This window comes from Pseudomonas sp. Ma2-10, from assembly GCF_054330215.1.
Window position 1 is genome coordinate 26,791 of record NZ_JBTEYL010000026.1, and the last position, 24,656, is coordinate 51,446.

The following is a 24,656-nucleotide window of genomic DNA, read 5'->3' on the forward strand; positions in this document are numbered from 1 at the left end:
CAATCGCTTTTCGATCGCGTATGGCAACGAAATCAGGCATCTTGCAGAATCAGGTCGGCGCCCTTCTCTGCCACCATCAATACTGCGGCGTGGGTATTACCGCTGGTCAAGTTGGGAAAAATCGACGCATCGACAATACGTAAACCGTCGAGACCGTGGACTCTGAGCCGTTTGTCGACCACCGATTTCTGTTCATCCGCACCCATCGCACACGAACCGCACAGGTGATAGATCGAACCGCTGTTCTCGCGAAAATACTGCAACATCTGCTCGTCGCTTTCGACCACAGGCCCTGGCAGCACCTCGGCGACGGTGATTGTTAACGGCGTCGGCGTCAACACTCACAATGCTATTATGATGATTGGGGAACAGTACTGTCGGAAGCTCTCGAACGAGCCGGCGGGCAAGTTCCAGGAGATTGTGTGAGCGTGGACAGGCGGAATATGGCATACCTGAGATTAATCTGTTGGGTGCTGGTCGCCTACCTGGTGAGTGCTTGCACCACTGTGCCCAAGCCCGAGGCGCGTCGGCAACAGGCCATGGCTCTGGGGAAGGAGCGGGGTTGGCAGGTCATGGAAATAGACACCGTTCCTTTTCGCCTGCTGGCCATAGCCTCGCCTGACATAACCCCTGCGGCCGAGCTGACGGTCTATCTGGAGGGCGACGGTTTCGCCTGGATGAGTGGGTCCCAACCTTCGAGTGATCCGACACCGCTCAACCCACTGGCCTTGCGCTTAGCTCTGGCGCAGCCGCAGGGGCGCGCCGCCTATCTGGCGCGCCCTTGCCAGTACCTCGCGGCGCAACCAGCCTGCGCCCAGCGCTATTGGACGGACGCCCGATTTGCGAAAGAGGTGATTGCCAGCCTCGGCCAAGCCCTCGACGAGCTCAAGGCACGCAGTGGAGCACAACGGCTCAACCTGGTCGGTTATTCCGGCGGAGCAACCCTCGCGCTGCTACTCGCCGCACGTCGGAACGACCTCAGGGAGGTCATCACGGTCGCCGGCAACCTCGATCATGCGCTCTGGACTCGCTACCACCGGGTGCGCCCACTGCAGAACTCGCTCAATCCCGCTGACGAACTGGCCGCACTGACACGGGTACACCAGCTGCATCTGGTGGGTAGCGAGGATCGAATTGTGCCACCGGAACTGGTTCAGGCTTTTGTCGCAACCCTTGCGCCGGGAACGCCCGTTGGTTTGCAGGTGATTGAGGGCTACGACCACGTTTGCTGCTGGGCTGAGCACTGGACGAAGATCTGGCTGACCCTAACGAACTCCGTACGCTAATTCTGAAGACGTCTCACGGTTAAACCACGCGCACTTCTCGGCGGATCAGCCCGATGACAGTGACATTTTCTCGATTACTAATGAGAGAAAAATGACCTTTCGAGTTGGACCTTTAGTATCGCTCTGTATATGGAGAACCCTGAAGACACGAGGCTACAAGGGGGGGTTTTCGTTGTTTGCCAGGTATGGCGTGATGCGTGGAAGCCTCCCAGTACGACAACGGTACTCACCGGGCGGTCCCTCCGATACTCGGCGTAATGAACAGGTCAAGCGTGCAGCGTCAACTTATTGGCTCTTATTGGTGACAGTAATTGGTCGGAAAGTTGCTGTTTTCGAGTATTTCCAGCCGAGCTGACGGGAAATATAAAGAAACCCACAAGAAGACACGTTTACAAATTGGCATTTTAATATCAATAGAGCATCATCTGCCATTCTTCTGACTCTGTCTTGTTTGAGCTCTGACGGCTGTCGCCGAGCAGAGTCCCTCGAGTCGCTTCCGCCCCGTAAATTCCTGCCGGAGCCATCGTGAATGGATGTCCTTGAAGTTGTTCGTGGGCCGCAATTGGGTGGGCGATCGCTGAGTGATGCCGAGTTCTGGAAACTGTTGCGCCAGGAACTACTGCCGCTTCGTCCCAGCCAGTTCGACATCACCTCGGCCTGCAATCTGACCTGCGAAGGGTGCCTGTTCTTTTCGGGCGACGATTACCTCGGACACAAGGATGAAAAAGATCTGCAGAATATCGAGGCCTTCTTCGCCAGCGAAAGTGCCCGTGGCGTACGCTATGGGTATTTCGGAGGCGCTGAGCCGTCGCTGGCGGAGAATAAATTGCTCATCGCCAACCGGCATATCCCCTACGGCGTGGTGTTCACCAACGGCATCAAGCGCCTGAGTGCCGAAATCGACTATCGCGTGCATGTGTCGCTCTGGGGCAATCCGGAACGTAGCCGCGAGCTGCGCGGGGCCGACATTATGGCCAAGCAGATCAGGAACTACCGCAACGATCCGAGGGCGGTCTTCGTGTTCACCCTGACGGCGCGCAACCTCGACGATATTCCGTACATCGCCACGGTCTGTGCGGATAACGGCCTGGCTCTGACCTTCAATCACTACAGCCCCACCAGCAAGTACCTGGACTTTATCAGAAGCGGTGCCGGTGCCGACGCCTACCACATCACCAGCACGGCGGCTGACAACCTGGTCCTGACGGGCGACGATCTGCTGCGTGCGCGGAACAGCATCGCGCTTCTCCTGCAGCAACCGGGGCAGCGGATCCTTTATGACCATGACTTCAACGAGCTGATCCACGCCCCAGCGGGCCTGTATCCCGATGCACAAAGTCCTGGCGCGGTTACCCGTGATTGCGGCGTACTGCTGACGTCTTCCCTGCGGCACTACAACACCGACTTGAGCCAGAGCAACGGCAAATGCTGCACGCCGAACATCGATTGCGGCAGTTGCCGGCTCTACGCCCAATCGTTTGCAAGCGTACTAGTTCGGGCCACTCGGGAACTGCGCCAGGAAGGCGGTCAGCAACGACTGATCAAGTTGTGGCGCCTGTGGTGCGAACTGTTCTTGAACGACGATCGCCTGCGCATGCCGTTGCCGAGTCATGGCGCCCACCCTGTCTCTGACCTTTAACGCGAGAAGCTGCTGTGTCTGCCATTGGTTCCTTCAAAAAACATTCGATTGTCTGGGTATGGGGACAGATCACCCCACAACTGCGCGGCGAACTCATCACTTTCTGGAACGAGACCGGAGCGCTGATGGATCTCGCCGAGGCCTGGCGCAGGACCTTCGAGGTGGCCAGTGTCGTCATGGATTGCGATGGCCGCCTCGTCGGCGTCAGCTCGGTGTATTGCTCCTATAGCCCTGGCGCCGGGGGGCTCTATTGGTTCTATCGCACCTTTATCCGTGAAGACAGCCGCGATGTTGGCCTGGCCCCCCGGCTATTTGCCCACACCTGTGAGCAGTTGGCGCTGACCTATGCCGGTGAAACCCTGGCACCAGTGGGAATGATGATCGTTGTCGAGAATCCGAAGCTGGAGACCGCTGCCGGCATCCGTGTGATCCAGCGTGCCGGTTTCCAGCACCTCGGGGTCGATGAGAGCGGTCAGAGTGTTTGGCATCGGCTGTTCCTATCATGAGCCAGCGTGTTAACAGCCCCTTCAACAGGAACCCGGTCGATGACTGAACGCAGCTTGCATTTCATTTCCGGCTTGCCCCGTTCCGGCTCGACCTTGCTGTCGGCCTTGTTGTGCCAGAACCCGCGTTTTCACGCGCACATGAGCAGCCCCGTCGCGGGCCTGGTCGATGACCTGCTCCATGGCATGAGCGGCAAGAACGAGTATTCGCTGTTTATTTCGGATCAACAGCGCGAGCGCATCCTGCGCGGACTGTTCATGCAGTTCTACGGCGAAGAGTTTGGCACGTCGGTGATCTTCGATAGCAACCGTTCCTGGTGCTCGCGTATGACGTTGCTGCGCGACCTGTTCCCCGCGAGCAAGGTGATCGCCTGCGTGCGCGACGTCCCCTGGATCATCGACAGCATTGAGCGCCTGATCCAGAACAACGCGCTTTCGCCCTCGGCGCTCTTCAATTTTCAGGCCGGTGGTACGGTTTACAGCCGCGCCGACGCCCTCGCGCATGCCGACGGCATGTTGGGTTACCCGTACAACGCCCTCAAGCAGGCGTTTTATGGCGACCATGCGAGCCGCTTGCTGCTGGTGCGCTACGAGAGCCTAGTGGGCAATCCGCAAGCTGTGCTCGACGGCCTCTATGACTTTATCGATGAGCCTGCCTTCAGCCACGACCTGCACAACATCCAGTTCGATGCCCACGAGTTCGACCGGCGCGCCGGTACGCCAGGCCTGCACGACGTAAGGCCCAATGTGCAAGCGGTTTCTCGACCGACGCTGCTGCCACCCGACGTGTTTGCGCGCTTTACCAACGACGCTTTCTGGCAACACCCACAACACAACACCCAAGGGGTCAGGATTCTGTGAATGTCCCTTATAAAAATAGAAAAAAATCATTGGAGCGGTGTAGATGAACAAGGGCATTTATCGGTTGGTCTGGAATAGCAGCCAGGGGGCGCTGCAAGTCGTTTCCGAGGCCGCCAAGTTAAAAAGCTGCGGTGGTACAGGCGTGCGCCTGTCGGGCGTTCGCAGCAAGACAGTCGTCTGGCCGCTGGCATTGCTTTCCCTGGGCATGGCCTCTTCAGCCTGGGCCATCCCCAGTTTTAATGTCACCACCGGTGCCGACTCCGGTACGGGTTCGCTGCGCGAACAGTTGACCAGTACCGGATCGCTGTTCGTGAACCCTGGCGTCAGCACGATTACCCTGAGTTCGGATGTTTCGGCTTTCAGTGGCGGAACGACGTTGCACGCCACGGCGCCACTGACTATTACCGGTGCCGGCCTGGCGGGTAATGGTAGTTTCCTGAGCCTGAATGGTACTAACGCGGGCACCGTAACCACCGCGATTTCGGGTCAGTTCACCGGCAGTCCATCGGTCGCCGGATCGGGGATCAACGGACTTGCGGGAGGTGCCGGGGCGAACGTCAGTTCAGGCGTCGCTGGTGTCGGCGGTACGGGTTCAACTGGCAAATACTCTGCCGCGGGGGCCAGTGCTTCAAGTGCCGTCAGCGGGAATTACTTTGCCATTACCAACAATGCCACGCTCACTGGAGGCGCGGGAGTATCTGCCGTGTCCACAGGGGCCGGCGGTGCGGGGGGTAGCGGTGGCAATAATAGCTCCAATACCTATTGGAACTCTGGCGGCACGGGAGGTAACGGTGGCGCCGGTGCCAACGGCGGGACCGGTGCCGCGGGCGGTGCCGGTGTTTCAGGCAGTTTCTTTGCGGTCACCAATAACGCCAGTATCTTCGGCGGTAATGGTTCCGCTGGCGTCGGCGGAGGGGCTGGTGGCGTGGGGGGCGCCGGTAGCAATTCCGGTAAATACGGCGGCAGCGGTGGCCGGGGCGGCAATGGTGGCAACGGCGGCACGGGTGGTGCCGGTGGTGCCGGTATCACCGGTTCCGACATCCAGGTAACCAACACCGGGACCATTCAGGGTGGTAACGGTGGCGTCGCGGGGATTGCCGGCGCGGGCGGTGCAGGAGGTGCGGCAGGCGTGGGCGATAGATACGGGCAGGTAGGCGGCGCAGGCACCAGTGGTATTGACGGCAGTGCGGGCGTGGGCGGAGTGGGTGTCGTCGTGACGGGACGTTCCACCATCTACAACGCCGGGACCATTTCCGGCGGTTTTGCCAAAAACGGTGCCGGTTCCCGGGCCAACGCAATTGAACTCAGTGGCGGCAGCAACAAGCTGATACTCGCTGCGGGCTCAGTGATTAATGGCAATGTCGTCAGCTCCAGCGATGGCGGCGATGTTCTGGCCCTTGGTGGCAACAGCAATAGCAGCGCCACCACACTCGACCTAGGTACGGTCGGTGCTCTGGGAGGCTCCATGCAGTATCAGGGATTCGGCAGCTTCGCGAAGGACGGCAGCAGCACCTGGACGTTGACCGGCACCGATACCTATGGCAAGAACTGGAGTGTCAACGCTGGCACCCTGGCCCTGGCTGACAGCGCCAGCCTGCAGGGCGCCGTGGCTGTCGTCAACGGTGCGAAGCTGAATGCCGGTAACGCTTCCATCGCGGGCGGCCTGAACAACGCAGGCACGCTGGCGATCGGTAGCACGGCCACCCCTTATGCGACGCTGAGCGTCGGTAACGATTTCAACCAGGTCAGCAGCGGCACGATACGGGTCAGCGCCTTGAGTTCGTCGCAGTACAGCAAGCTCAGCGTCAATGGCAATGTCCATCTGGACGGCACCCTGGACGTCGATGTCAAAAGTGGCAACACCCTTGCCACGGGCAATCAACTGACCAGCGTGATCAGCGCGACCGGCACGGTTACCGGGCAATTCAACCATGTCACCGATAACAGCCTGTTGTTCGACTTCACGCCGAACTATCACACTAGCAGTGTCGACCTGGACCTGATTGCCGCTGCCAGTAACGGTGGCGCCAGCATCGGGGGCACCAGCAACCGTGGCGCCAATAGTTTCCGAGGTAGTGTTCAGGCCCTGGGCAACTCGGCGGCCCGGGGTGCGGCCGCGGCCTTGGACCGGATCATTGGCAGCGATCCGAATGGCAAGCTGGCCACCCACTTTGTCGCGCTCAGCACGCAGGCTGAAGTGTCACAGGCCGTGACTGAAACCTTGCCGCTGATGACCGGCGGTTCCACGGCCGCGGCGAAGACCGCACTGAGCAGCATCAACGGCGTGGTGCAAGCGCGCAGTGAGTCGGTCCGTGGCGGGCTCTCCTCCGGCGACAGCGTACTAATGGACCAGCACCTATGGATCCAACCGTTCGGCTCTTGGGCTGACCAGGACCGTAGCGGTGGTGTTGCCGGGTTCAGTTCCAGCGTGGGAGGCATGGCGTTCGGTCTCGACACCAGCGTCAATGATCGTTGGATGCTGGGTACCGCGTTCGTCTACGCCAAGGCGGACACGCATAACAATGGCGAGTCTGCCCGCCAACAACTCGGCACCGATGTCTACCAGTTGGTGGGCTATGGCACTTACCATCTGGACGACACGACCAACCTAAACTTCCAGTTCGATGGTGGACAGAACCACAACGATGGCAAACGCGATCTCGATTTTGCCGGACTGCAAGCCAAGTCGAATTATGACTCCTGGACCGCTCACGCCGGCGTCAGTCTGGATCGGACTTTCAGCCTGACACCTACCACTCGCTTCACCCCCTCGGTACGCGCGGACTACACGTGGATCAAGGACGAAGCCTACAACGAGAAAGGTGCCGATGAGCTGAGCTTGCAGGTCAAGAGCCGCAGTACCGATCAATTCATTCTCGGTGTGGATGGCAAGCTGGCCCATGACTTCACGCAACAGGTGACCTTGAGTGGCAAGCTGGGGGTCGGCTATGACTTCCTGGCGAGTCGCGACTCGCTGACCAGCAGCTTTGCCGGTGAGCCAGGCACAGCATTTAACACTTTCGCCAGCAGCCCGCAGCGTTGGCTGGTTCGGGGCGGCACCGAGTTGAACTACAAGGTCAACGGTCGACTGCAACTGGCTGTGCGCTATGACGTTGAGGAGCGCACGGACTTCCTCAACCAGACCGCGTCGGCCGAGGCACGCTGGGCGTTCTAAACAGGCAGCGTTGGCAGCCAGACGGGCAAAGCCCCAGGAGTCGCGAGATTCCAGGGGCTTTTTCGTATTCAGTCTTTTGGCTATGCCGAAAGCTGCGCCCATCGATCAGAATGAAGGGCTCAAGAGTGTACTGAAACTGTGAAGATGACTCTTAGAGGCCTCCATCCACGGAGGAAGTTGCAATGTGAGCATTAGAGTTTTGGATCAAGCGTTCACCAACTCTAATAGTCAGATTTTGCTAATTGACCGTCTTCATTATGTATTCGATGACTTCGCGTCGGCGAGAGCTGCGTATTTATCTTCGTGCGATCAGGCCAAAATTCTCGAAATATCCGATCAAACATGAAATGCAAGCCAGCTTAACTGACCGACATTGGCCCAAAAGCTGAATTTTAATCTCCGAAATACTCCCATCTCAACCTAGACCTTTCCAGGCAGCCTGCTTAGCGAGACATTGGCCAGCACATAACTCAATAGTGTTTGCAGACTTTCCGCGATGGAGGCATTACCTGTGTCAATCGTTAGCTCCGGATTCACCGGCACTTCATACGGAGCACTGACTCCGGTGAATTCAATCAGCTCGCCGGCGTGTGCTTTCTTGTATAAACCCTTAGGGTCACGGGCCTCACAGGTCGCAAGATCTGCTGCGACATGAACTTCGTGGAACATCGGTCCGATCCCATCACGGGCGCGCGCACGGTCCTTGCGGTAGGGTGAAATGAACGCAGTGATACAGATCAGACCAGCATCGGCAAACAAGGCCGCAACCTCGCCTACTCGACGGATGTTCTCGGTCCGGTCTTCGGCACTGAAGCCGAGATTAGCATTCAAGCCTCTGCGAACGTTGTCACCATCGAGTACGTAACAGGAATACCCTAGCTTCGTCAGAGCGAGCTCCAACGCCATGGACAAAGAGGATTTACCCGAAGCGGACAGTCCGGTCAGCCACAATACTGCGCCGCGGTGGCCATAATGCACTTCGCGGTCTAACGCGCTCAGTGCGTGCGGTACAGCAGCCAGGTTGTTATTCATTTTCATGGGACTCGTAGAGCACGTGGATTAGAGATCATCTCGGCCAACGGTGAGCTCAGTCGCCTTTATGGCTCACGCCCGGCACGATTTTGGATATGCACACATAGACTGGCAGTGGTGATAACAAAACGTTGTGTAATGACCGTCGGCACAACATTGCCATCAGCCATCGTTTAAGTGCAATGGCTGTACCGTACATAGTTGGGCCAAGGCCAATGGCGATCTCCTACATTTTGACTATTCGAGCGTATTGCCGGAAGAGATGACTCGGGCCGGGCATTGGGTCGAAAAAAAGAAGACCTCACCGCGTTACACGGCGTGATGAAACCAAGGTTCTAGGATCGCTCGGGCTCACCCTGTTATTTAAAGTTGCTAACGGTGCTGAGTCTTCTGCTGCATCACCATGGCTCATGACGACATGTGCTCCCCATGGGCTATGTCTCGTACTCGCAGCTTGGTTAAGTCCCAGGCAATACGGCATCGGCGTCAACAGCCCCACGACACCAAGTTCAGGTCCCGGCCGGTGGCAGAGTGTAGATCGTCCACAGCCATCAAGTTCGCGGATCCACGCGTCTACCCAGGCGGTACGGGCAATCGAAAGCAGGGCGCCGATGCGAACCAGCTCGTTACCGGGCGCTTGGGGTTTTATCCCCCCCTCTCCCTCGTTCTCCATAAACAGCTCACATTGCAGAACCAACATCAATTGGCAACCAGAAAAGCCGAAACCACAAATAAAAAATCTCAGCCGTTTCCGATCTGGACTAAGTCATTGAAAAATATGGTCGGGACGGAGTGATTCGAACTCTCTACCCCTCGCCCCCATGCTAGGGACTGTAGCAACTTAAGCATCTGTTTTATAAGGGTAGTTGCCCTTTATGAGCATGGCAAAACCGGCGTTTTTCAAGGTGATTGTCGCGTCAGCCGTCTCAACTCTCCTCAGACGAAACCTCATTGAACATACAGAGCTACGGGCGTGCAGGCGAACGACGAGCCTTTTATCCGGATCACCAGCATCGACTAAACTGAATACCCGGCCCGCACTGCCTTGCACAGCGCCGCGGATTGCTCTGTGCATATCCACTCCCGGTGAACGCCGCTGCACTCATGAATTGCCCCATCACCACTAATGACACCCACGTACGATTGGCTCACTGCCTGACGCCCAGTCGCGCGTATTTACGCAAAATGCGGCTATCGACTTGCCGATATCGGCTTTTTTAACCCTAGCCCCCCCACCTACAGTGTGTACGACTTCAACGGCGAGTAGCGCTCGCCCCGTTCAGGAATCGTGCATGCCCAGCCTGTCTTTGCGTATCGAACGAATCGACCCGCTCACGCCTAAAATTCGTCGCCTGATCCTGGTCGCTGACGCCGACCACCTCCTGCCCGGTTTTACCCCAGGTGCGCATATCGAAGTGCAGATACCAGGCAGCAAACCCATGTGGCGTGCTTACTCGCTGGTCAGCCTGCCTGATCACCCTCACTACGAGATCGCCGTACAACTGGAAGACCAGAGCAGCGGTGGCTCACGCTGGATGCACCAGGTGCAAGTCGGTCAGCAACTGGTGGTACGCGCGCCCAACAATCATTTTCCATTGGTAGCAGATGCCAGTGATTACTTGCTGATCGCGGGAGGGATAGGCATCACCCCAATGCTTGGCATGGCCCGCGCGCTCGCGGCCAGTCAGCAGCCATTCACCTTGCACTATGCCGGTCGCGACGCAGACCGCATGGCTTATCTGGAAGAGGTTCAGGCGCTCGGCACCGCCCGATGCTGGATCAGCGGCGGCGACTCTACTCGGCGCCTGCCCCTGACCAGCCTGCTGGACTCACCCGCCAGCGGACGTCAGCTCTATGTCTGCGGCCCCAAGTCATTGATCAGCAACGTGCTGCAAACAGCTCGCGCGCTGGGCTGGGACGACAGCCAACTGCACAGCGAATTATTCATCGGCAGCCTCGACGCCGAGACCGAAGCCGGTTTTAAAGTGGAGCTGCGCGCCACTGGAGTAACGCTTCAGGTGCCCGCGGGCAAAAGCGTGCTGGACGCAATGATAGAAGCCGATCTGGACCCGATGTTCGATTGCCGTCGGGGTGACTGTGGAGTGTGCGTGGCCCAAGTGCTCGAAGGCGCCGCTGACCACCGCGACATTTGTTTGTCGGAGCGCGAACGGGCTGACGGCAGCTTCTGCACCTGTGTGTCCCGCGCCTCCAGCGCTGGACTGGTGCTCGATTTGTAAGTGCGTTGCGGGTTGTGCGCACCTCTTTATGGCAGGTTGAAAGGAGACATCATGATTCCCTCGAACGAACAAATCGCGGCACTGATCCGCAACGACAGCGTGCACAAAAGCGTCTACACCGATCCTCAACTATTTGCGCTGGAAATGCAGCGAATCTATGGTCAGGCGTGGATCTACGTCGGCCATGAGAGCCAGGTCAAAAACGTCGGTGACTACCACACCACGCGCATCGGCGATCAGGACGTAATTCTGGTTCGCGGCGCCGACAAAAACGTCAACGTGCTCTACAACCGTTGCCCGCACAAAGGCGCAAAACTGGTGACCGAAGGCGACGGCAATGTCGGCAAGTTTTTCCGCTGCCCCTACCACGCCTGGACTTTCAAACTTGACGGCCAGCACCTTTCGGCACCACTGAAGAACGGCTTCGAAGGCACCTGCTTCAACCCTCAGCATCCGGACTTTTCAATGGTGAGCCTGGCGCGGGTCGACTGCTATAGGGGCTTCGTGTTCGCCAGCCAGATCGATCATGGTCCAGACCTGAAAAACTTTCTCGGCGGCGTGATCACCTCTATCGACAACCTCTGCGATCGCTCGCCCGTGGGTGAAGTTGAAGTGGCCGGCGGTATTTTTCGGGTCATGCAGCGCTCCAACTGGAAAGTCTTCTACGAAAATCTCCACGACACCATGCACGCTCGCGTCACGCATGAGTCATCGGTGGACGCAGCCCGCAGCGAGGCCAAATCCCTGGGAGAAATGCCCTTCGAACTGCTGATCATGGACGGCAACGGTGAGCCTTACGATTTCTGGGAGAAGCTCGAACTGCGCGCTTACCACAATGGACATGGCTACATGGAAGCGATCTTCGACCCGGCAGCCGCCGAGCGCGACGAGGTGTCCAAGGCCCACTTCGAGTGCCTGAGCGAGGCCTATGGTGAAGGCCGCGCCCGAGACATCATGGGGATGAATCGCCACAACACAGTCATCTACGGCAGCGGCTCGCCCCACACCGTGTTCATGCAGTTCCGGGTGATCCGGCCGATGGCCGTCGACCGCACTCTGGTGGAAATCCAGACGTTCCGATGTAAAGGCGCCCCGGATGCCGTATTTGATCGGGCGTTGACGTACGCCAACGTCATCAACTCACCCTCCTCCAACGTCATGCCCGACGACGTGGAAGTCTATGCTCGCTGCCAGGAAGGCAACATGACCCGTGGCGGCGAATGGATCAGCATGCATCGTTATGCCGGCACCGACCGCTTGCTGCCCGACGGTGCAGTCTCGACCAATGGCACCAGCGAGCTGCCGATGCGCAACCAGTTCGCCGCCTGGAAGCACTACATGACCGCCACCCTGATCGCCAAGGAGAGCACCCATGCTGCTTGATCGCACGTTCGACGTCTCGACTCACGACCTGATTCCGGCCCAGGTACCCAGCGAAACCTTGCGCGAGATCGAGCAGTTTCTCTATCGCGAAGTACGCCTTCTGGATGAGCGCCGCTTCTGGGAATGGGACCAACTGTATACCGATACGGGCATGTATTGGGTGCCGCATCAACACGCGCAGGTCGACCCGTTCGAGCACATTTCTCTGTTCTGGGAAAACCGCATGCTGCGCGAAGTGCGCATTCGCCGGGTAGAGAACGTACGAAACTGGTCGCAACAACCCCCGACCCGCACGGCCCATCTGGTGGGCAACGTGATGGTCGAAGGACTCGACAGTCAAGGGCTGCTGGTGGTGAGTGCGACTTTCCAGGTCAGCGAATGGCGTCTTGAACAACGCCAGTTGGCCGGACGCTACACCTACAAGTTGGCCAGTCAGGACAGCGGCGGCTGGAAAATCCAGCTCAAGCAGGTTGACTTGATCAACTGCAACGATGTGTTCGCCAATCTTGAGGTTTTTGTCTGATGGGGCGCCCGACCGTACTGGCCCTGCATTATCAAAACGACGTCTTGCACCCTGACGGACGCATCCGGGTCGGGCTCGCAGCCGATGATCCGGCGCGCGACGCCGTGCTGGACGCCGCCATCAGACTGCAACTAGGTGCACGCGCACGGGGCTGGCCGATTATTCATGTGCGCGTGGCGTATCGCCCGGACTATGCCGACCTGGTACAGAACGCACCGATCCTGCGTGCCGTCGTCACCAGCGGTGCCGTTCAGGAAGGCACCTGGGGCGCGCAGTTCCATGACGCGCTGCAACCGCTGGTAGGCCCGGACGAGTTCGTCGTCACTCATACCCGCATTAACGCGTTTTACGGCTCGCCGCTGGACACCCTGCTGCGCCAGCTTGATGCGCGTCATCTGCTGATCGCCGGCGTCGCTACCCACTCGGTGGTAGAAAGCACCGTACGGCATGCCGTCGATTGCGGTTTCGAGGTCACGGTGCTGGCCGACGCCTGCGCTGCCGCCCGCCCCGCGACTCATCTGGCGGCGCTGGACAGCATGCGTTTGATCGCCACCGTCACGGATGTCGCAAGCACTCTGGAGTCAATGCAATGAAGCCCATTCCCACTGCCAATCTGCAAGATCAAGTAGCGATTGTCACGGGCAGCACCCAGGGCCTGGGTACCGATATTGCTCGTCAACTGTTACAGGCCGGTGCCAGCGTCATGCTGGTCGGCCGCAACCGTGACGTGGGTGCGGCACTGGCGAGCGAGTTGGGTGAGCGCTGTCGTTTTGTCGCCTGCAATGTCGAACTGGACGAGGACATCGACGACTGTATCGACACAACCCTGGCCGCCTTCGGCCGTCTCGACATTCTGGTCAATAACGCCTGTGTCTACGACGATCAGGGGCTACAGTCAGACCGCGAGCAATGGTTGAACACCCTCAACATCAATCTGGTGTCGGCGGCGATCTTCGTCCAGAAAGCCACGCCGCACATGGGTGAAGGTGGCACCGTGATCAATATCGGGAGCACCGGCGGCAAATTCGGCGCGGCCGGGCGAGCCCTGTACCCGGCGTCCAAGGCCGGGTTGCTGCAACTGACCCGAAACCTTGCGGTGAGCCTGGCGCCGGCGTCGATCCGGGTCATCAGCGTCTCGCCAGCCTGGACCTGGTCGCCGTCGGTGGCGAGCCTGAGCGGCGGCGACCTTGCGGTGGCCGACCGTGTGGGGGCGACCTTTCACCCGCTTGGGCGCGTCGGGCGTGGCGAGGAGGTTGGCCAGGTGGTCGCCTTCCTGTGCAGCCATGGCGCGTCCTGGATTACGGGGGTGGACATACCGGTAGACGGAGGTTTCTCGATCCTGGGCCCCGATCAAGGGCTCTCGCCCCGCGTGTGGTTCGAGCGCTTGCATGACCCGGCCTGAATCGCCCGGCAGCTCCCACTGAACAACTCCAACACAACCTGATGATGAATCGATACGAGGTAACACCATGGGCAAGATGATCACCGTAAAAGCCAGCGACGGTAGCGGCAGCTTCACCGGCTACCTGGCACTACCCGCCGCCGGCAAAGGCCCCGGCGTGGTAATCGGCCAGGAAATCTTTGGGGTCAACGCCAACATGCGTGAAGTGGCCGATTTTTATGCCGAGGAAGGGTATGTCGCCTTGGTACCGGACCTGTTCTGGCGTCTGGAACCGGACGTGGATTTGGGCTACACCGAAGCTGACTTCGCCCGTGCAATCGAGCTGTTCCAGCGCATGGATATGGACAAGGCTGTCGATGACATCGACGCCAGTTTCAAAGCACTTCTCGATTTACCCGAAGTCGAGACGGCTGGCGTTGGCTATGTAGGTTTCTGCATGGGCGGCAAGCTGGCCTACCTGACGGCGACGAGAACCGACATCGCCTGTTCGGTGGGCTATTACGGCATGGGCATTGAACAGCTGCTCGACGAGGCCGACAACCTCAAAGGGCGCCTGGTGCTGCACTTCGCCGAACAGGATAGTTACTGCGACGCCAATGCACGCACGCTGATCAGCCAGCGCCTGGGCGGGCGCAACAACGTCGAGATTTACACCTATCCGGACGTCGACCATGCTTTCGCCCGCAACGGTGGCATGCACTACAACAAGCCGGCCGCGTTGATGGCCCATCAACGCAGCATCGCGGCGCTCAAACAGGCCATCGGCCCGAACTACAACTTGTCCGAGCTGTGGGAAAAGCACATCGAATTCGAATTTTCCGTCCGCAATGTCCCGGCAACCATGGCGACCATGGTTGCCGAACCTTACGTCAACCACATTCCGACCATGACGGGTGGCGTGGGCTATCGCGAATTGAGCCGTTTTTATCAAAACCATTTCGTCCACGCCAATCCGCCGGACATGAAACTGGTACCTATCTCGCGCACTGTTGGCGCCTCGCAGATCGTCGACGAGTTCGTGATGTGTTTCACCCACACCAGTGAAATCGACTGGATGCTGCCCAACGTCGCACCGACTGGTCAATATGTCGAAATACCGATGCTCGGGGTCATCAAGTTCCGTGGTGACAAGCTGTGTCACGAACACATCTATTGGGACCAGGCCAGCGTTCTGGTGCAGATCGGCCTGCTCGACCCCACCGGGCTGCCCGTGGCCGGTATCGAAACGGCAAAGAAACTGCTCGACGAACAACGTCCGTCCAATACGCTAATGGGCAAATGGACGGACAGCACCGAACAGTAATCGAACACTGCACCCTTGTAGCCGCGAGTTTGCTCCTACAAGGGGCAGCGTTTGATTATCTGATGGCCGCAGTCTGATGCGGCAGTTCGCCAAAGCGTTCACGGTAATAACGGGCAAAACGACCAAGATGGCCAAAGCCATGCTCCAGGGCGACATCAGTAATACTCGCGTCGCAACGACCGAGCAAACGATCACGCACCGCTTCAAGCCGCAGGTTACGCAACCGCTCCATGGGCGTTTGTCCGTAACAGCGCTGGCAGAGGGTGTTGAGGCTGCGCTCGCTCATGCCCGCCGCGGCGGCCAGTTCGCCCAAGGAAATTGCTTCACCCAGACGATTTCGCATCAAGTCTTCAATTTTGTGCAACTGCCGCAATGCCTGACGCTGTGCCGGCGACTCAACGACCGCCATCGGCGATCCGTCGACTTTCGGTGGATGGGTCAGCAGGAACAGCGGCAGGCTTTCTTCCAGATGTCGCAACCAGTGCGCATGCACCGGCTCACCTACGCCGGCCCCCAGTTGCTCAAGCAAATCATCGACCAGACGCAACCAGACACGCGCCTGACCGGTGTCGAGCCGATACGCGGGCGGCAAGCTGAAATCGGCGGCCAGCCCGCCTTCGTCCGCCAGCCGTTCCTGCATCAGCCTCAACAATGAGCGCGGCACCTTGAGCAGCAACTGTTCGCAGCCACTGTGCCAGACCAGTCGCACGTGTCGATTGGGCGAAAGCACGGCCACCTGACCCGTCTCCAGCTCCAGCGCCAGCCCGTCGCACTCAATGCTGGCCCGCCCGCGCAATGGCATCTGCATCAAAACGAAATCGGTAAAAGGCCGTGGCCGAACCTCAACCTCGGCGCCATAGCGCAGAACAAACAATTGGCAACGCCCCACTTCAGCGCGGAAAAACGCAGTGTCGACATTGCCACTGCGCCAACTCAGATCGTGTTCGACCAACTCTCGAGCGAGCAGTCGATGGCTTTCTTGCCGCGAGCGGCTGGTAAAGACGGGGGTCTGGCACAGCCTCGACAGATCAAGCCCGGCGCCAGCGCCAGGCAGAGGGTGAACCGATAGCGCAGCCATGGCTTACAGCGACCGGTTTCGGCGGGCTTCGTTACGTTGCAGGGTGGTACTCGGGGTTTCATCGAACAGCTTGCGATACTCGCTGGAGAACCTGCCCAAGTGGGTAAAGCCCCACCCCATGGCTATCACCGAGATATTACGCACCGAGTTGTCCTCGAGAATTTCCTGGCGTACGGCACCCAGCCGATACTTCTTCAGATACGCCATTGGCGACATGCCGAAGAACTTCTTGAAACCTTCGAACAGCTTGAACCGCGACACACCGGAAATCGCCTCGATGTCCTCCAGGTGCAGCACTTCGCGGGCATTTTCGTGGATGTACTGCTTGGCTCGAATGAGGTAGTGCGGCAGCTTGACGCCGAGTACATCGCGCAACTCATCGGAGTAGTTGTTCGGCTGAGCGAGGATCAAACCCTTGATCAGCGAACTCTCGATGTCGCGAGTAAAAAACGTCTGGTCATACAGCTCGCGGCTGCGTTCCAGCTCACCGATAAAGTAGCGTGCCATGCGCCACCAGGATGCGGAGGAACCGTTGACAGCGTCCATCATCGGCTCGAAACGCAAGGGGGTTTCCAATGGCCGCTGCAACATGTCTTCCAGGGATTTGCGCATGGCCGCACGGGTGATGGCGACCTGGACCTTGCGGCAATCACCGTTGATCGTCAGCTCCTGGTTTTCGTGAGGCGACACGATGATTGCGCAGTCCCGATCAGACGTCACCTGGCAGCCGTTCTTGCTCAAGTGCTGTTCGCCGACGAGGGGCAGGCTGAGGCTGTAGCTGTTCAGGTGTTCGGCGTCTTCGATGCCGACCGTGACGTCGGTGCCATATTCGATTATCCCCAGCGTAGTGGACATCGATTTGAGTACATTGCCGCTGTGATGGAACTGAATGCGGTTGGGTTGGCTGGTCTTGAGCAGATGTGGCCCACAGATCCCGGCCATCCACTGCTGCGCGCCATTGAGGTCATAACGCTCGATACGAATGTCACGAACATGTACATCAGGACTTGTACTCATCACGGGGCACCCACGGCTGTTTTATGAACGCGCTCTAACGGCACGCCTCTGTTTGAAAGAGCAATCTTCATGCCGCGAGCCTCCCTCCGGGGGCAGGCCGAAATATGCGGATAACATTCACCGAGTAATCGGATAGGGACCGTGTATCGCCAGGGCCGTCCATGCCCGTGAGCGCCCCTCTCACGCCGTAAACACAGCTATGGCGCTGCAAAAAAGAACAGACGCCAACCGGTCGGCACAATAGGCATACATTGAACACCAGGCGTGATTGGGTATTACCTGCCCAGATAAGCAGCAGGTGTTACCCCCCTGGAGTTGTTGAAGCGCAGGAGCCCGAAATCTTGCTCGGGAGGGGCTGATCGCTTACCAGAATTTCCAGGTGTAGGTGGTAATTAGGCGGTTTTCGTCGAAGTCATTACCGTGTCGAAACTTGACGTTGATGTTGCGCAGTTCAACGCCAAGATTCTTCAGCGGGCCGTCCTGGACCACGTAGGACAGATAGATATTGCGCTCTGATTCGCTGTTATCGCTGAGCGCACCGCGATCGATGTCGGTGCCGCGCATATAACGCGTCATCAGTTTCAATCCCGGCACCCCCATACCCGCGAAATTGAAGTCATAACGCGCCTGCCAGGATTTTTCGTTGGGTTTGACGAAGGCGATGGCGGACCAGTTCACCAGGTAAGGCTGGGGCGCGTAACCGTTGAGCGTCGGGAACGCACTGTCGCCGAGCATCCGCTGATAACCCAGGCCGAAAGAGTGAGCCCCTTTGCGCACGGTGGTCATGGCGCCGTAGGAGCGGTTATCGATGCGACCGTACAGGGCGTCGCCATCTTCCTTGTTGTTGAAATAACGCAAATCGGTTTTCAGAGCGTACCCGCCGCCCAGGTCTGCCAGGTAGGTGGCACCCAGGTAGTGCTGACGGTAGATGTCTTCCAGCTGCCCGTAGAAATAGGTCCCGGTCAGCGCCGGCGTGAACGCGTAGCTGGCGCCGCCAAAGTTCAAACCGTCGCTGCGGTGCTGCACGTCAGGCCCGTTGAACAAGTACATTTTTTCGCTGTTGGAGGATGCACGGCCGCTGATTTCGGTGAAGCGCCCGCCTGTCAGGGTCAGCTTATCCACCTCGTTGGACTCGATCAGGGTGCCGTGATACGTGGTGACCAGTTGCCGCGAATCATCAGTGTAGGCCACCGGCAGCGTGGGTCGATGCTCACCGTATTTCAACTCGGTTTTGGAATAGCGTACCTTCGCTGTATAGCCGCCGCGGCCGTAGTCGGTCGCTTGCTCTTGCTTGCTGACGCTATAAGGAATGATGCTGTCGGCCCCCCTGCCACCACCGCCGTCGAGCCGGTAGGCGTACTGTATCGACGCGTCCAGACCAAACTGCAGCGACCCCTCGGTGTAGCCCGAGATGAAGCGCAGGTCGAAACCCTGGGTCCAACTGCCGACGCGGGAGTTCTTCGGGTTTTCGCCCTTGAAGTCGCGATCGATATAAAAGTTGCGCAAGCCCAGCCCCAAGTGGCTGTCTTCAACGAAATCCGCCTGGGCCATCATCGGTGTAATCATTCCGGCCAGGCTGGCCGTCTGCACGCAGCGGGTAAACCAACTCGCTTGAAACATAACTTATCCCCTCTTATTTAATGTGCGAACACATCAAGTAGCGGCGCGACCAAAGTGATCACGCCAATCGTTGGCAGTTGTTTCTTTATTAAAATATTCAGCATGAGTCGTTATGGTTGATGTCGGTCCGGCGAGGCAGCCGATACGCATCGAAAATGATTAAGCCGGATTGGCGCCAGAGTCTCTATCCTGTTAATTCGAGACTCATATCCGTTTACTTCGATTTATCAATCTCTGCGCGTCCGCCGTGTCGCCCCCAAGCCGGCTATGGCCGGGCAAATGCACACGGGCCAATTTTATGGACTGTGTTTGCCGACAAAGCGGATAGACCCAGACGCGGGCAACTTATTTAATGCAGACACGAACAACTTATTGAATGCACGAAATATCCCGATGCAACGAGGTATCGATTAATGAGCAATGCTAAAAGCGTCGAACAGTGGAAAAGCTTCATTGAAAGCTGCCTGGATTTTCGGCCAGCAGAAGGCATATTCCGAATTGCCCGGGACATGTTTACCGAGCCGGATTTGTTTGATCTGGAAATGGAACTGATCTTTGAAAAGAACTGGATCTACGCCTGCCACGAAAGTGAAATATCCCAACCTCACGACTTCATGACGATGCGTGCCGGGCGCCAGCCGATGATCATCACTCGTGGCGGCGACGGCCAACTCAATGCACTGATTAACGCCTGCCAGCACCGGGGTACGACCCTGACACGCGTCGGCAAGGGCAACCAATCGACCTTCACCTGTCCGTTCCACGCCTGGTGCTACAAAAGTGATGGCCGATTGGTCAAGGTCAAGGCGCCCGGTGAATACCCGGAAGGTTTCGACAAAGCCACCCGAGGCCTGAAAAAAGCCCGCATCGAAAGTTACAAAGGGTTTGTGTTTGTCAGCCTTGATGTCGAGGGTACGGACTCGCTGCAAGACTTCCTCGGCGACGCCAAAGTGTTCTTCGACATGATGGTCGCCCAGTCGCCCACCGGTGAACTGGAAGTGCTGCCGGGCAAGTCTGCCTACACCTACGACGGCAACTGGAAACTGCAGAACGAAAACGGTCTGGACGGTTATCACGTCAGCACCGTGCACTACAACTACGTGGCCACCGTACAACATCGCCAACAGGTCAACAGCGAGAAAGGCCTGGTCGGGGCTGACACCTTGGACTACAGCAAGCTCGGCGCTGGCGACAAAGAAACCGACGATGGTTGGTTTGCCTTCCACAATGGCCACAGCCTGCTGTTCAGCGACATGCCAAACCCGGCGGTCCGCCCCGGCTACGCCACGATCATGCCGCGCCTGCTGGAAGAGCACGGCCAAGGCAAGGCCGAGTGGATGATGCACCGGCTGCGTAACCTGAACATCTACCCAAGCATGTTCTTCCTCGACCAGATCAGCTCGCAGCTACGCATTATTCGTCCGATCGCCTGGAACAAGACCGAGATCAACAGCTTCTGTCTGGGCGTGGTCGGCGAGTCGGATGCCGATCGGGAAAATCGCATTCGTCAATTCGAAGACTTCTTCAACGTGTCGGGCATGGGCACCCCCGACGACCTGGTGGAGTTCCGCGAAGCCCAGCGCGGTTTCCAGGCACGCCTGGAGCGCTGGAGCGACATTTCTCGTGGCGTCGGCAAATGGGTCGAGGGGGCGACACCCAACAGCGAAACCATTGGCATTTCACCGGCGCTGACCGGCACCGAGTTCACCCATGAAGGCCTCTACGTCAATCAACACGGCAACTGGCAGCGCTTCATGCTCGAAGGCCTGGCGCGCAAAGCCGCTGAAGAGCAACCGTTGAAACTGCGTGAGGTGTGAACATGAATTCGCAACTGCAATACCGCATCGAGCAATTTTTCTACCGCAACGCTGAAGCTTGCGACAACCAGGAATGGGATACGTACTTGTCGATGTTCAGCGACGACAGCGAGTTCCATCTGCCGCAATGGGACTCGGAGCATGTCTACACCAGCGACCCGAAAAAAGGCATGTCGCTGATTTACTACCCCAACCGTGGCGGCCTCGAAGACCGGGTGTTCCGTATTCGCACCGGCAAGGCGGCATCGACCATCCCGATGCCGCGCACCCTGCACCTGATCAGCAATGTGCGGATTGCGCCTTTGGACAATGACGAACTGGAGGTGCGGGTCAACTGGCACACCCTTTACTACCGCCTGCAAACCGCCGAGCAGTTCTTCGGTCGCGCCACCTACCGCCTACGGCCCGATGGCGAGAGCTGGAAGATCAGCCGCAAGCATGCGGTGCTACTCAACGACACGATCAATTCGGTACTCGATTTTTATCACCTCTGACGGGCGGAATCTGGATCATGAGTCACAAGGTCGCGTTCAGTTTTGCCGATGGCAAAACATTGTTCTTCCCGGTACAGAACAATGAAATCCTGCTCGATGCGGCGCTGCGCAACGGCATCAATATTCCGCTCGACTGCCGGGAAGGCGTGTGCGGAACGTGCCAGGGACGCTGCGAATCGGGCCAGTACAGCCAAGACTATGTCGACGATGAAGCACTGTCGGCGGACGATCTGCGCCAACGCAAAATGCTGACCTGCCAGACCCGAGTTGAATCCGATGCCGCGTTTTACTTCGACTTCGCCTCCAGCCTGTGCAATGCGCCAGGCCCGGAGCGGCTCAAGGGCATCGTGCGGGCCGTCGAGCAAGTGTCGCCGAATACCGCGATCCTGCATCTGGACGCTGGTGCCGATGGCCAGCAGTTGGACTTTTTGCCCGGCCAATACGCTCGACTGCAAGTACCGGGCACCGACAGTCAGCGCTCCTACTCATTCGCCAACCGCCCCAACGGCAGCAACCAGTTGCAGTTCCTGATCCGGCTGCTGCCCGACGGGCTGATGAGCAATTACATCCGCGAGCGCAGCCTGATCGGCGACGAGATCCTGCTCGAAGCACCCCTTGGCGCCTTTTATCTGCGCCATGTCGACAAGCCGTTGGTGTTCGTCGCCGGCGGCACCGGGCTCTCGGCGTTTCTGGGCATGCTCGACGAGATCGCCGAGCGTGGTGGGTGCGGGCATCCGGTGCATCTGTACTACGGCGTGCGCAACGCGGCGGACCTTTGCGAAACCGCGCGCATCGCGGCCTACGCAGAGCGGATTCCCGGTTTTCGTTTCACCCCGGTGATCAGCGATCCGACACCGGAATGGGACGGCAAACGCGGCTATATCACTGAGCATTTCGACCTTGCCGAGTTTCGTGATCAGGACCTGGATATGTACCTCTGCGGCCCGCCGCCAATGGTCGAGTCGATCAAGCAATGGCTCTCCGGCCAGGCCCTGGATCAGACCCGCCTGTACTACGAGAAATTCACCGAAAGCAACACCTGACACTGGAACCCATAGCCAAAAAAATCCCAGGCATCCGGATATTTTTTACTGCCCTCAACTAACAACTACGTCACGCGCGATGCGGACTTCATTAAAGGCGTCACTATGAAAAAATTACTCGTGGGTACATTGCTGGCGGCCAGTTGCGTGGCCAATCTGCAGGCCCAGGCCCAGGACCCGGTGCGCATCGGCTTTATCACCACCCTCTCGACCCCCGCCGGTTATTTAGGCGAAGACTCACGCGATGGCTTCCAACTGGCCATCGATCAGGAAGACGGCAAGCTCGGCGGTGTTCCCGTGAACCTGCTCGTCGAGGACGATGGACTGCAACCTGCGCGCGCCAAGCAGATCATCGACCGGATGAGCCTGGACGGCATTTCGTTATACACCGGGGTGATCTTTTCCAACGTGCTGGCGGCGGTGGTCAACACGGCGTCGAAGGACGGTTTCTATATCAGCAACAACACCGGCCCTTCGAGCCTGGCCGGCAAGCAATGCAAGCCCAACTACTTCGTGGCTTCGTACCAAAACGATACGATCCATGAAATGGCGGGGGTCGCGGCCAACGACCTGGGTTACAAGAAGATGGTCATCCTGGCCCCCAACTACCAGGGCGGACGCGATGCGCTGGAAGGCTTCAAACGCACCTTCAAGGGTGAGGTTACCGAGATCTACACCAAGCTCAACCAACTGGACTTCTCGGTCGAACTGGCCCGGGTGCGCTCGTTGGCGCCGGATGCGATTTTCGAATTCCATCCCGGCGGTGCCGGCATCAACTTCGCCAAACAATACGGCAGCTCGGGCCTGAGCAAAACCATCCCGATGGTTGTACCTGTGTTCTCCATGGACGAACGCATGCTCGCCGCCACCGGCGATGTGGCCAAAGGCATGAACATCGTGACCTTGTGGAACCCTGAATCGAAGAACCCGGCCAACCAAGCGTTCGTCAAAGCATTCAGCGAAAAATACAACCGCGTGCCAACGGTGTATGCCGCTCAAACCTACGACACGGCGCGACTGATCGGCGCAGCACTCAAGAGTGTGGGCGGTGACATGAAAAACCCCGAGGCATTTCGCAATGCGCTGCGCAACGTCAAGTTCGACTCGATCCGTGGCGATTTCGCGTTCGGCAAGAACCAACACGCGGTCATCGACTGGTACCTGCTGCGCGTAGAAGCCGATGCCAACGGCAAGCTGATCCAGGTGCCGGTGCAGACCATCGCCAAATCGCAAGTGGACAGCTTCGCCGCCGAATGCGCCCTGTGATCCGACCTTTTGGTCTCGTGACCGGCGGCTTCGGCTGCCGGCATTTTTCGTAGGATTCCCCAGCATGCTACTACTTGAACAAATTTTGAACGGCTTGCAATACAGCGCCTTACTGTTTTTGCTCGCCTCCGGCCTGACGCTGATCTTCGGCATCATGGGCGTCATCAATCTGGCCCATGGTGCCTTTTACATGGTCGGCGCCTTCTGCGCCGCCTACACCGCGTCGGCCAGTGGCTCATTCTGGCTCGCAGGGCTGGCGGCGATCGTCGGTTCCGCGCTGTACGGGCTGCTGATTGAAACCAGCATCATGCGCCGGCTCTACAGCCGCGATCACCTCGACCAGGTGCTGGCTACCTTGGCCGTGGTGTTTTTCACCAACGAGTTGATCACCGTGTTGTTCGGTCGAAGTCCGCCCGCCATGCCGACCCCCGAGTGGTACGGCGCCTTCGTCGAAGTCCTGCCTGGGTTGATGTACCCGATCAGCCGTCTGCTGTTCATCGCTGCCGGAGCACTGGTGGCGGTTGCAATGTGGTTGCTGATCAACCACACCCGCCTGGGAATGCTGATACGTGCTGGCGCCGACGATCACGAGATGGTGGGCGCGTTGGGCGTGAACATCGCACGCCTGTACACCTTGGTGTTCGTCTTCGGCTGTGTGCTCTGCGGACTCGCCGGCTTCATGGTGGCCCCGCTGCTGTCGGTGGAAATAGGCATGGGCGAAAAAATTCTGATCACCACCTTCGTGGTCATTGTCGTTGGCGGAGTCGGCTCGGTGCGCGGCGCACTCGCCGGTGCTCTGCTGATCGGCATGGTCGACGGTCTTGGGCGAGCGTACATCCCCCAGTTGCTCGACCAACTGTTACCCGCCGAAGTCAGCGGTACCTTGAGTGGCGGGCTGATTTCCGCCAGTGCCTACATCGTCATGGCCATCGTCCTGCTGGTCCGTCCACGCGGCCTGCTGCCCGCCCGCGCCTGAG

The 24,656-nt window shown here is 58.6% G+C and carries 20 protein-coding genes and 1 pseudogene; 16 read left to right on the forward strand and 5 right to left on the reverse strand.

Annotated elements, in window-relative coordinates:
- Nucleotides 1–32 precede the first annotated feature (32 nt).
- Nucleotides 33–317, reverse strand: a pseudogene (locus ACXPVS_RS23175) (GMC oxidoreductase); the annotation flags it as partial.
- Between the two features lie 126 nt (nucleotides 318–443).
- On the opposite strand from ACXPVS_RS23175, the gene ACXPVS_RS23180 reads away from it, so the two are divergent.
- The 5 genes from ACXPVS_RS23180 to ACXPVS_RS23200 all read left to right on the forward strand — a co-directional run bounded on the left by ACXPVS_RS23180 (nucleotide 444) and on the right by ACXPVS_RS23200 (nucleotide 7,464).
- Nucleotides 444–1,286, forward strand: a complete 843-nt coding sequence (locus ACXPVS_RS23180) for an alpha/beta hydrolase (RefSeq protein WP_458511970.1) — start codon at nucleotides 444–446, stop codon at nucleotides 1,284–1,286.
- Nucleotides 1,287–1,815: 529 nt separating this feature from the next.
- Nucleotides 1,816–2,925, forward strand: coding sequence for a hypothetical protein (locus tag ACXPVS_RS23185; protein WP_458511971.1), 1,110 nt, complete (start codon nucleotides 1,816–1,818; stop codon nucleotides 2,923–2,925).
- Between the two features lie 14 nt (nucleotides 2,926–2,939).
- Nucleotides 2,940–3,431 carry a hypothetical protein gene (locus ACXPVS_RS23190; protein ID WP_458511972.1) on the forward strand — a complete coding sequence of 164 codons (492 nt, stop codon included), beginning with the start codon at nucleotides 2,940–2,942 and terminating at the stop codon, nucleotides 3,429–3,431.
- 39 nt (nucleotides 3,432–3,470) lie between these two features.
- Complete coding sequence (locus tag ACXPVS_RS23195) at nucleotides 3,471–4,289, forward strand: sulfotransferase family protein (protein WP_458511973.1); 819 nt, start codon at nucleotides 3,471–3,473, stop codon at nucleotides 4,287–4,289.
- A 43-nt stretch (nucleotides 4,290–4,332) separates the two neighbouring features.
- Nucleotides 4,333–7,464: an autotransporter domain-containing protein gene (locus ACXPVS_RS23200; protein ID WP_458511974.1), complete on the forward strand. Its 3,132-nt coding sequence runs from the start codon at nucleotides 4,333–4,335 to the stop codon at nucleotides 7,462–7,464.
- 420 nt (nucleotides 7,465–7,884) lie between these two features.
- Here the strand turns inward: ACXPVS_RS23200 and cysC are convergent, their stop codons facing one another.
- Nucleotides 7,885–8,502, reverse strand: a complete 618-nt coding sequence (gene cysC, locus ACXPVS_RS23205; RefSeq protein WP_458511975.1) for an adenylyl-sulfate kinase — start codon at nucleotides 8,500–8,502, stop codon at nucleotides 7,885–7,887.
- Nucleotides 8,503–9,788: 1,286 nt separating this feature from the next.
- Here cysC and ACXPVS_RS23210 point away from each other — a divergent pair.
- The 6 genes from ACXPVS_RS23210 to ACXPVS_RS23235 all read left to right on the forward strand — a co-directional run bounded on the left by ACXPVS_RS23210 (nucleotide 9,789) and on the right by ACXPVS_RS23235 (nucleotide 15,344).
- Nucleotides 9,789–10,733 carry a PDR/VanB family oxidoreductase gene (locus ACXPVS_RS23210; RefSeq protein WP_458511976.1) on the forward strand — a complete coding sequence of 315 codons (945 nt, stop codon included), beginning with the start codon at nucleotides 9,789–9,791 and terminating at the stop codon, nucleotides 10,731–10,733.
- A 51-nt stretch (nucleotides 10,734–10,784) separates the two neighbouring features.
- Nucleotides 10,785–12,116: an aromatic ring-hydroxylating dioxygenase subunit alpha gene (locus tag ACXPVS_RS23215; RefSeq protein ID WP_458511977.1), complete on the forward strand. Its 1,332-nt coding sequence runs from the start codon at nucleotides 10,785–10,787 to the stop codon at nucleotides 12,114–12,116.
- Nucleotides 12,106–12,639 (forward strand): aromatic-ring-hydroxylating dioxygenase subunit beta, encoded by a 534-nt coding sequence (locus tag ACXPVS_RS23220; protein ID WP_458511978.1) that lies wholly within the window; start codon nucleotides 12,106–12,108, stop codon nucleotides 12,637–12,639. Before ACXPVS_RS23215 ends, ACXPVS_RS23220 begins: the two co-directional genes overlap by 11 nt.
- Nucleotides 12,639–13,232, forward strand: a complete 594-nt coding sequence (locus tag ACXPVS_RS23225; RefSeq protein ID WP_458511979.1) for a cysteine hydrolase family protein — start codon at nucleotides 12,639–12,641, stop codon at nucleotides 13,230–13,232. Before ACXPVS_RS23220 ends, ACXPVS_RS23225 begins: the two co-directional genes overlap by 1 nt.
- Complete coding sequence (locus ACXPVS_RS23230; RefSeq protein ID WP_458511980.1) at nucleotides 13,229–14,041, forward strand: SDR family oxidoreductase; 813 nt, start codon at nucleotides 13,229–13,231, stop codon at nucleotides 14,039–14,041. Before ACXPVS_RS23225 ends, ACXPVS_RS23230 begins: the two co-directional genes overlap by 4 nt.
- A 67-nt stretch (nucleotides 14,042–14,108) precedes the next feature.
- Entirely contained in the window at nucleotides 14,109–15,344 is a 1,236-nt protein-coding gene (locus tag ACXPVS_RS23235; RefSeq protein ID WP_458511981.1) for a dienelactone hydrolase family protein, read from the forward strand.
- Nucleotides 15,345–15,399: 55 nt separating this feature from the next.
- Here ACXPVS_RS23235 and ACXPVS_RS23240 read toward each other — a convergent pair whose 3' ends face one another.
- The 3 genes from ACXPVS_RS23240 to ACXPVS_RS23250 all read right to left on the reverse strand — a co-directional run bounded on the left by ACXPVS_RS23240 (nucleotide 15,400) and on the right by ACXPVS_RS23250 (nucleotide 19,059).
- Nucleotides 15,400–16,422: an AraC family transcriptional regulator gene (locus ACXPVS_RS23240; protein ID WP_458511982.1), complete on the reverse strand. Its 1,023-nt coding sequence runs from the start codon at nucleotides 16,420–16,422 to the stop codon at nucleotides 15,400–15,402.
- 3 nt (nucleotides 16,423–16,425) lie between these two features.
- Nucleotides 16,426–17,439, reverse strand: a complete 1,014-nt coding sequence (locus ACXPVS_RS23245) for an AraC family transcriptional regulator (RefSeq protein WP_458511983.1) — start codon at nucleotides 17,437–17,439, stop codon at nucleotides 16,426–16,428.
- 363 nt (nucleotides 17,440–17,802) lie between these two features.
- Nucleotides 17,803–19,059, reverse strand: a complete 1,257-nt coding sequence (locus ACXPVS_RS23250) for an OprD family porin (protein ID WP_458511984.1) — start codon at nucleotides 19,057–19,059, stop codon at nucleotides 17,803–17,805.
- Nucleotides 19,060–19,472: 413 nt separating this feature from the next.
- Between ACXPVS_RS23250 and antA the strand changes: the two genes are divergently transcribed.
- The 5 genes from antA to ACXPVS_RS23275 all read left to right on the forward strand — a co-directional run bounded on the left by antA (nucleotide 19,473) and on the right by ACXPVS_RS23275 (nucleotide 24,655).
- Nucleotides 19,473–20,876 carry an anthranilate 1,2-dioxygenase large subunit gene (antA, locus tag ACXPVS_RS23255; protein WP_458511985.1) on the forward strand — a complete coding sequence of 468 codons (1,404 nt, stop codon included), beginning with the start codon at nucleotides 19,473–19,475 and terminating at the stop codon, nucleotides 20,874–20,876.
- A 2-nt stretch (nucleotides 20,877–20,878) separates the two neighbouring features.
- Nucleotides 20,879–21,370: an anthranilate 1,2-dioxygenase small subunit gene (antB, locus tag ACXPVS_RS23260; RefSeq protein WP_458511986.1), complete on the forward strand. Its 492-nt coding sequence runs from the start codon at nucleotides 20,879–20,881 to the stop codon at nucleotides 21,368–21,370.
- Between the two features lie 17 nt (nucleotides 21,371–21,387).
- Nucleotides 21,388–22,413 carry an anthranilate 1,2-dioxygenase electron transfer component AntC gene (gene antC / locus ACXPVS_RS23265; protein ID WP_458511987.1) on the forward strand — a complete coding sequence of 342 codons (1,026 nt, stop codon included), beginning with the start codon at nucleotides 21,388–21,390 and terminating at the stop codon, nucleotides 22,411–22,413.
- 105 nt (nucleotides 22,414–22,518) lie between these two features.
- A complete protein-coding gene (locus tag ACXPVS_RS23270) occupies nucleotides 22,519–23,679 on the forward strand; it encodes an ABC transporter substrate-binding protein (RefSeq protein WP_458511988.1) in 1,161 nt (386 codons plus the stop codon).
- 64 nt (nucleotides 23,680–23,743) lie between these two features.
- On the forward strand, nucleotides 23,744–24,655 hold the full coding sequence (locus ACXPVS_RS23275; RefSeq protein WP_458511989.1) for a branched-chain amino acid ABC transporter permease: 912 nt from the start codon (nucleotides 23,744–23,746) through the stop codon (nucleotides 24,653–24,655).
- The last annotated feature ends 1 nt before the right edge of the window (nucleotide 24,656 follow it).

Coding starts and splice junctions, on each gene's coding strand:
- ACXPVS_RS23225 (WP_458511979.1), top strand. CDS start 12,639: ATGGGGCGCCCGACCGTACTGGCCCTGCATTATCAAAACGACGTCTTG.
- ACXPVS_RS23185 (WP_458511971.1), top strand. CDS start 1,816: ATGGATGTCCTTGAAGTTGTTCGTGGGCCGCAATTGGGTGGGCGATCG.
- antA (WP_458511985.1), top strand. CDS start 19,473: ATGAGCAATGCTAAAAGCGTCGAACAGTGGAAAAGCTTCATTGAAAGC.
- ACXPVS_RS23235 (WP_458511981.1), top strand. CDS start 14,109: ATGGGCAAGATGATCACCGTAAAAGCCAGCGACGGTAGCGGCAGCTTC.
- ACXPVS_RS23270 (WP_458511988.1), top strand. CDS start 22,519: ATGAAAAAATTACTCGTGGGTACATTGCTGGCGGCCAGTTGCGTGGCC.
- ACXPVS_RS23215 (WP_458511977.1), top strand. CDS start 10,785: ATGATTCCCTCGAACGAACAAATCGCGGCACTGATCCGCAACGACAGC.
- ACXPVS_RS23180 (WP_458511970.1), top strand. CDS start 444: ATGGCATACCTGAGATTAATCTGTTGGGTGCTGGTCGCCTACCTGGTG.
- cysC (WP_458511975.1), bottom strand. CDS start 8,502: ATGAAAATGAATAACAACCTGGCTGCTGTACCGCACGCACTGAGCGCG.
- ACXPVS_RS23250 (WP_458511984.1), bottom strand. CDS start 19,059: ATGTTTCAAGCGAGTTGGTTTACCCGCTGCGTGCAGACGGCCAGCCTG.
- ACXPVS_RS23240 (WP_458511982.1), bottom strand. CDS start 16,422: ATGGCTGCGCTATCGGTTCACCCTCTGCCTGGCGCTGGCGCCGGGCTT.
- ACXPVS_RS23200 (WP_458511974.1), top strand. CDS start 4,333: ATGAACAAGGGCATTTATCGGTTGGTCTGGAATAGCAGCCAGGGGGCG.
- ACXPVS_RS23210 (WP_458511976.1), top strand. CDS start 9,789: ATGCCCAGCCTGTCTTTGCGTATCGAACGAATCGACCCGCTCACGCCT.
- ACXPVS_RS23275 (WP_458511989.1), top strand. CDS start 23,744: ATGCTACTACTTGAACAAATTTTGAACGGCTTGCAATACAGCGCCTTA.
- antC (WP_458511987.1), top strand. CDS start 21,388: ATGAGTCACAAGGTCGCGTTCAGTTTTGCCGATGGCAAAACATTGTTC.
- ACXPVS_RS23220 (WP_458511978.1), top strand. CDS start 12,106: ATGCTGCTTGATCGCACGTTCGACGTCTCGACTCACGACCTGATTCCG.
- ACXPVS_RS23245 (WP_458511983.1), bottom strand. CDS start 17,439: ATGAGTACAAGTCCTGATGTACATGTTCGTGACATTCGTATCGAGCGT.
- ACXPVS_RS23230 (WP_458511980.1), top strand. CDS start 13,229: ATGAAGCCCATTCCCACTGCCAATCTGCAAGATCAAGTAGCGATTGTC.
- antB (WP_458511986.1), top strand. CDS start 20,879: ATGAATTCGCAACTGCAATACCGCATCGAGCAATTTTTCTACCGCAAC.
- ACXPVS_RS23195 (WP_458511973.1), top strand. CDS start 3,471: ATGACTGAACGCAGCTTGCATTTCATTTCCGGCTTGCCCCGTTCCGGC.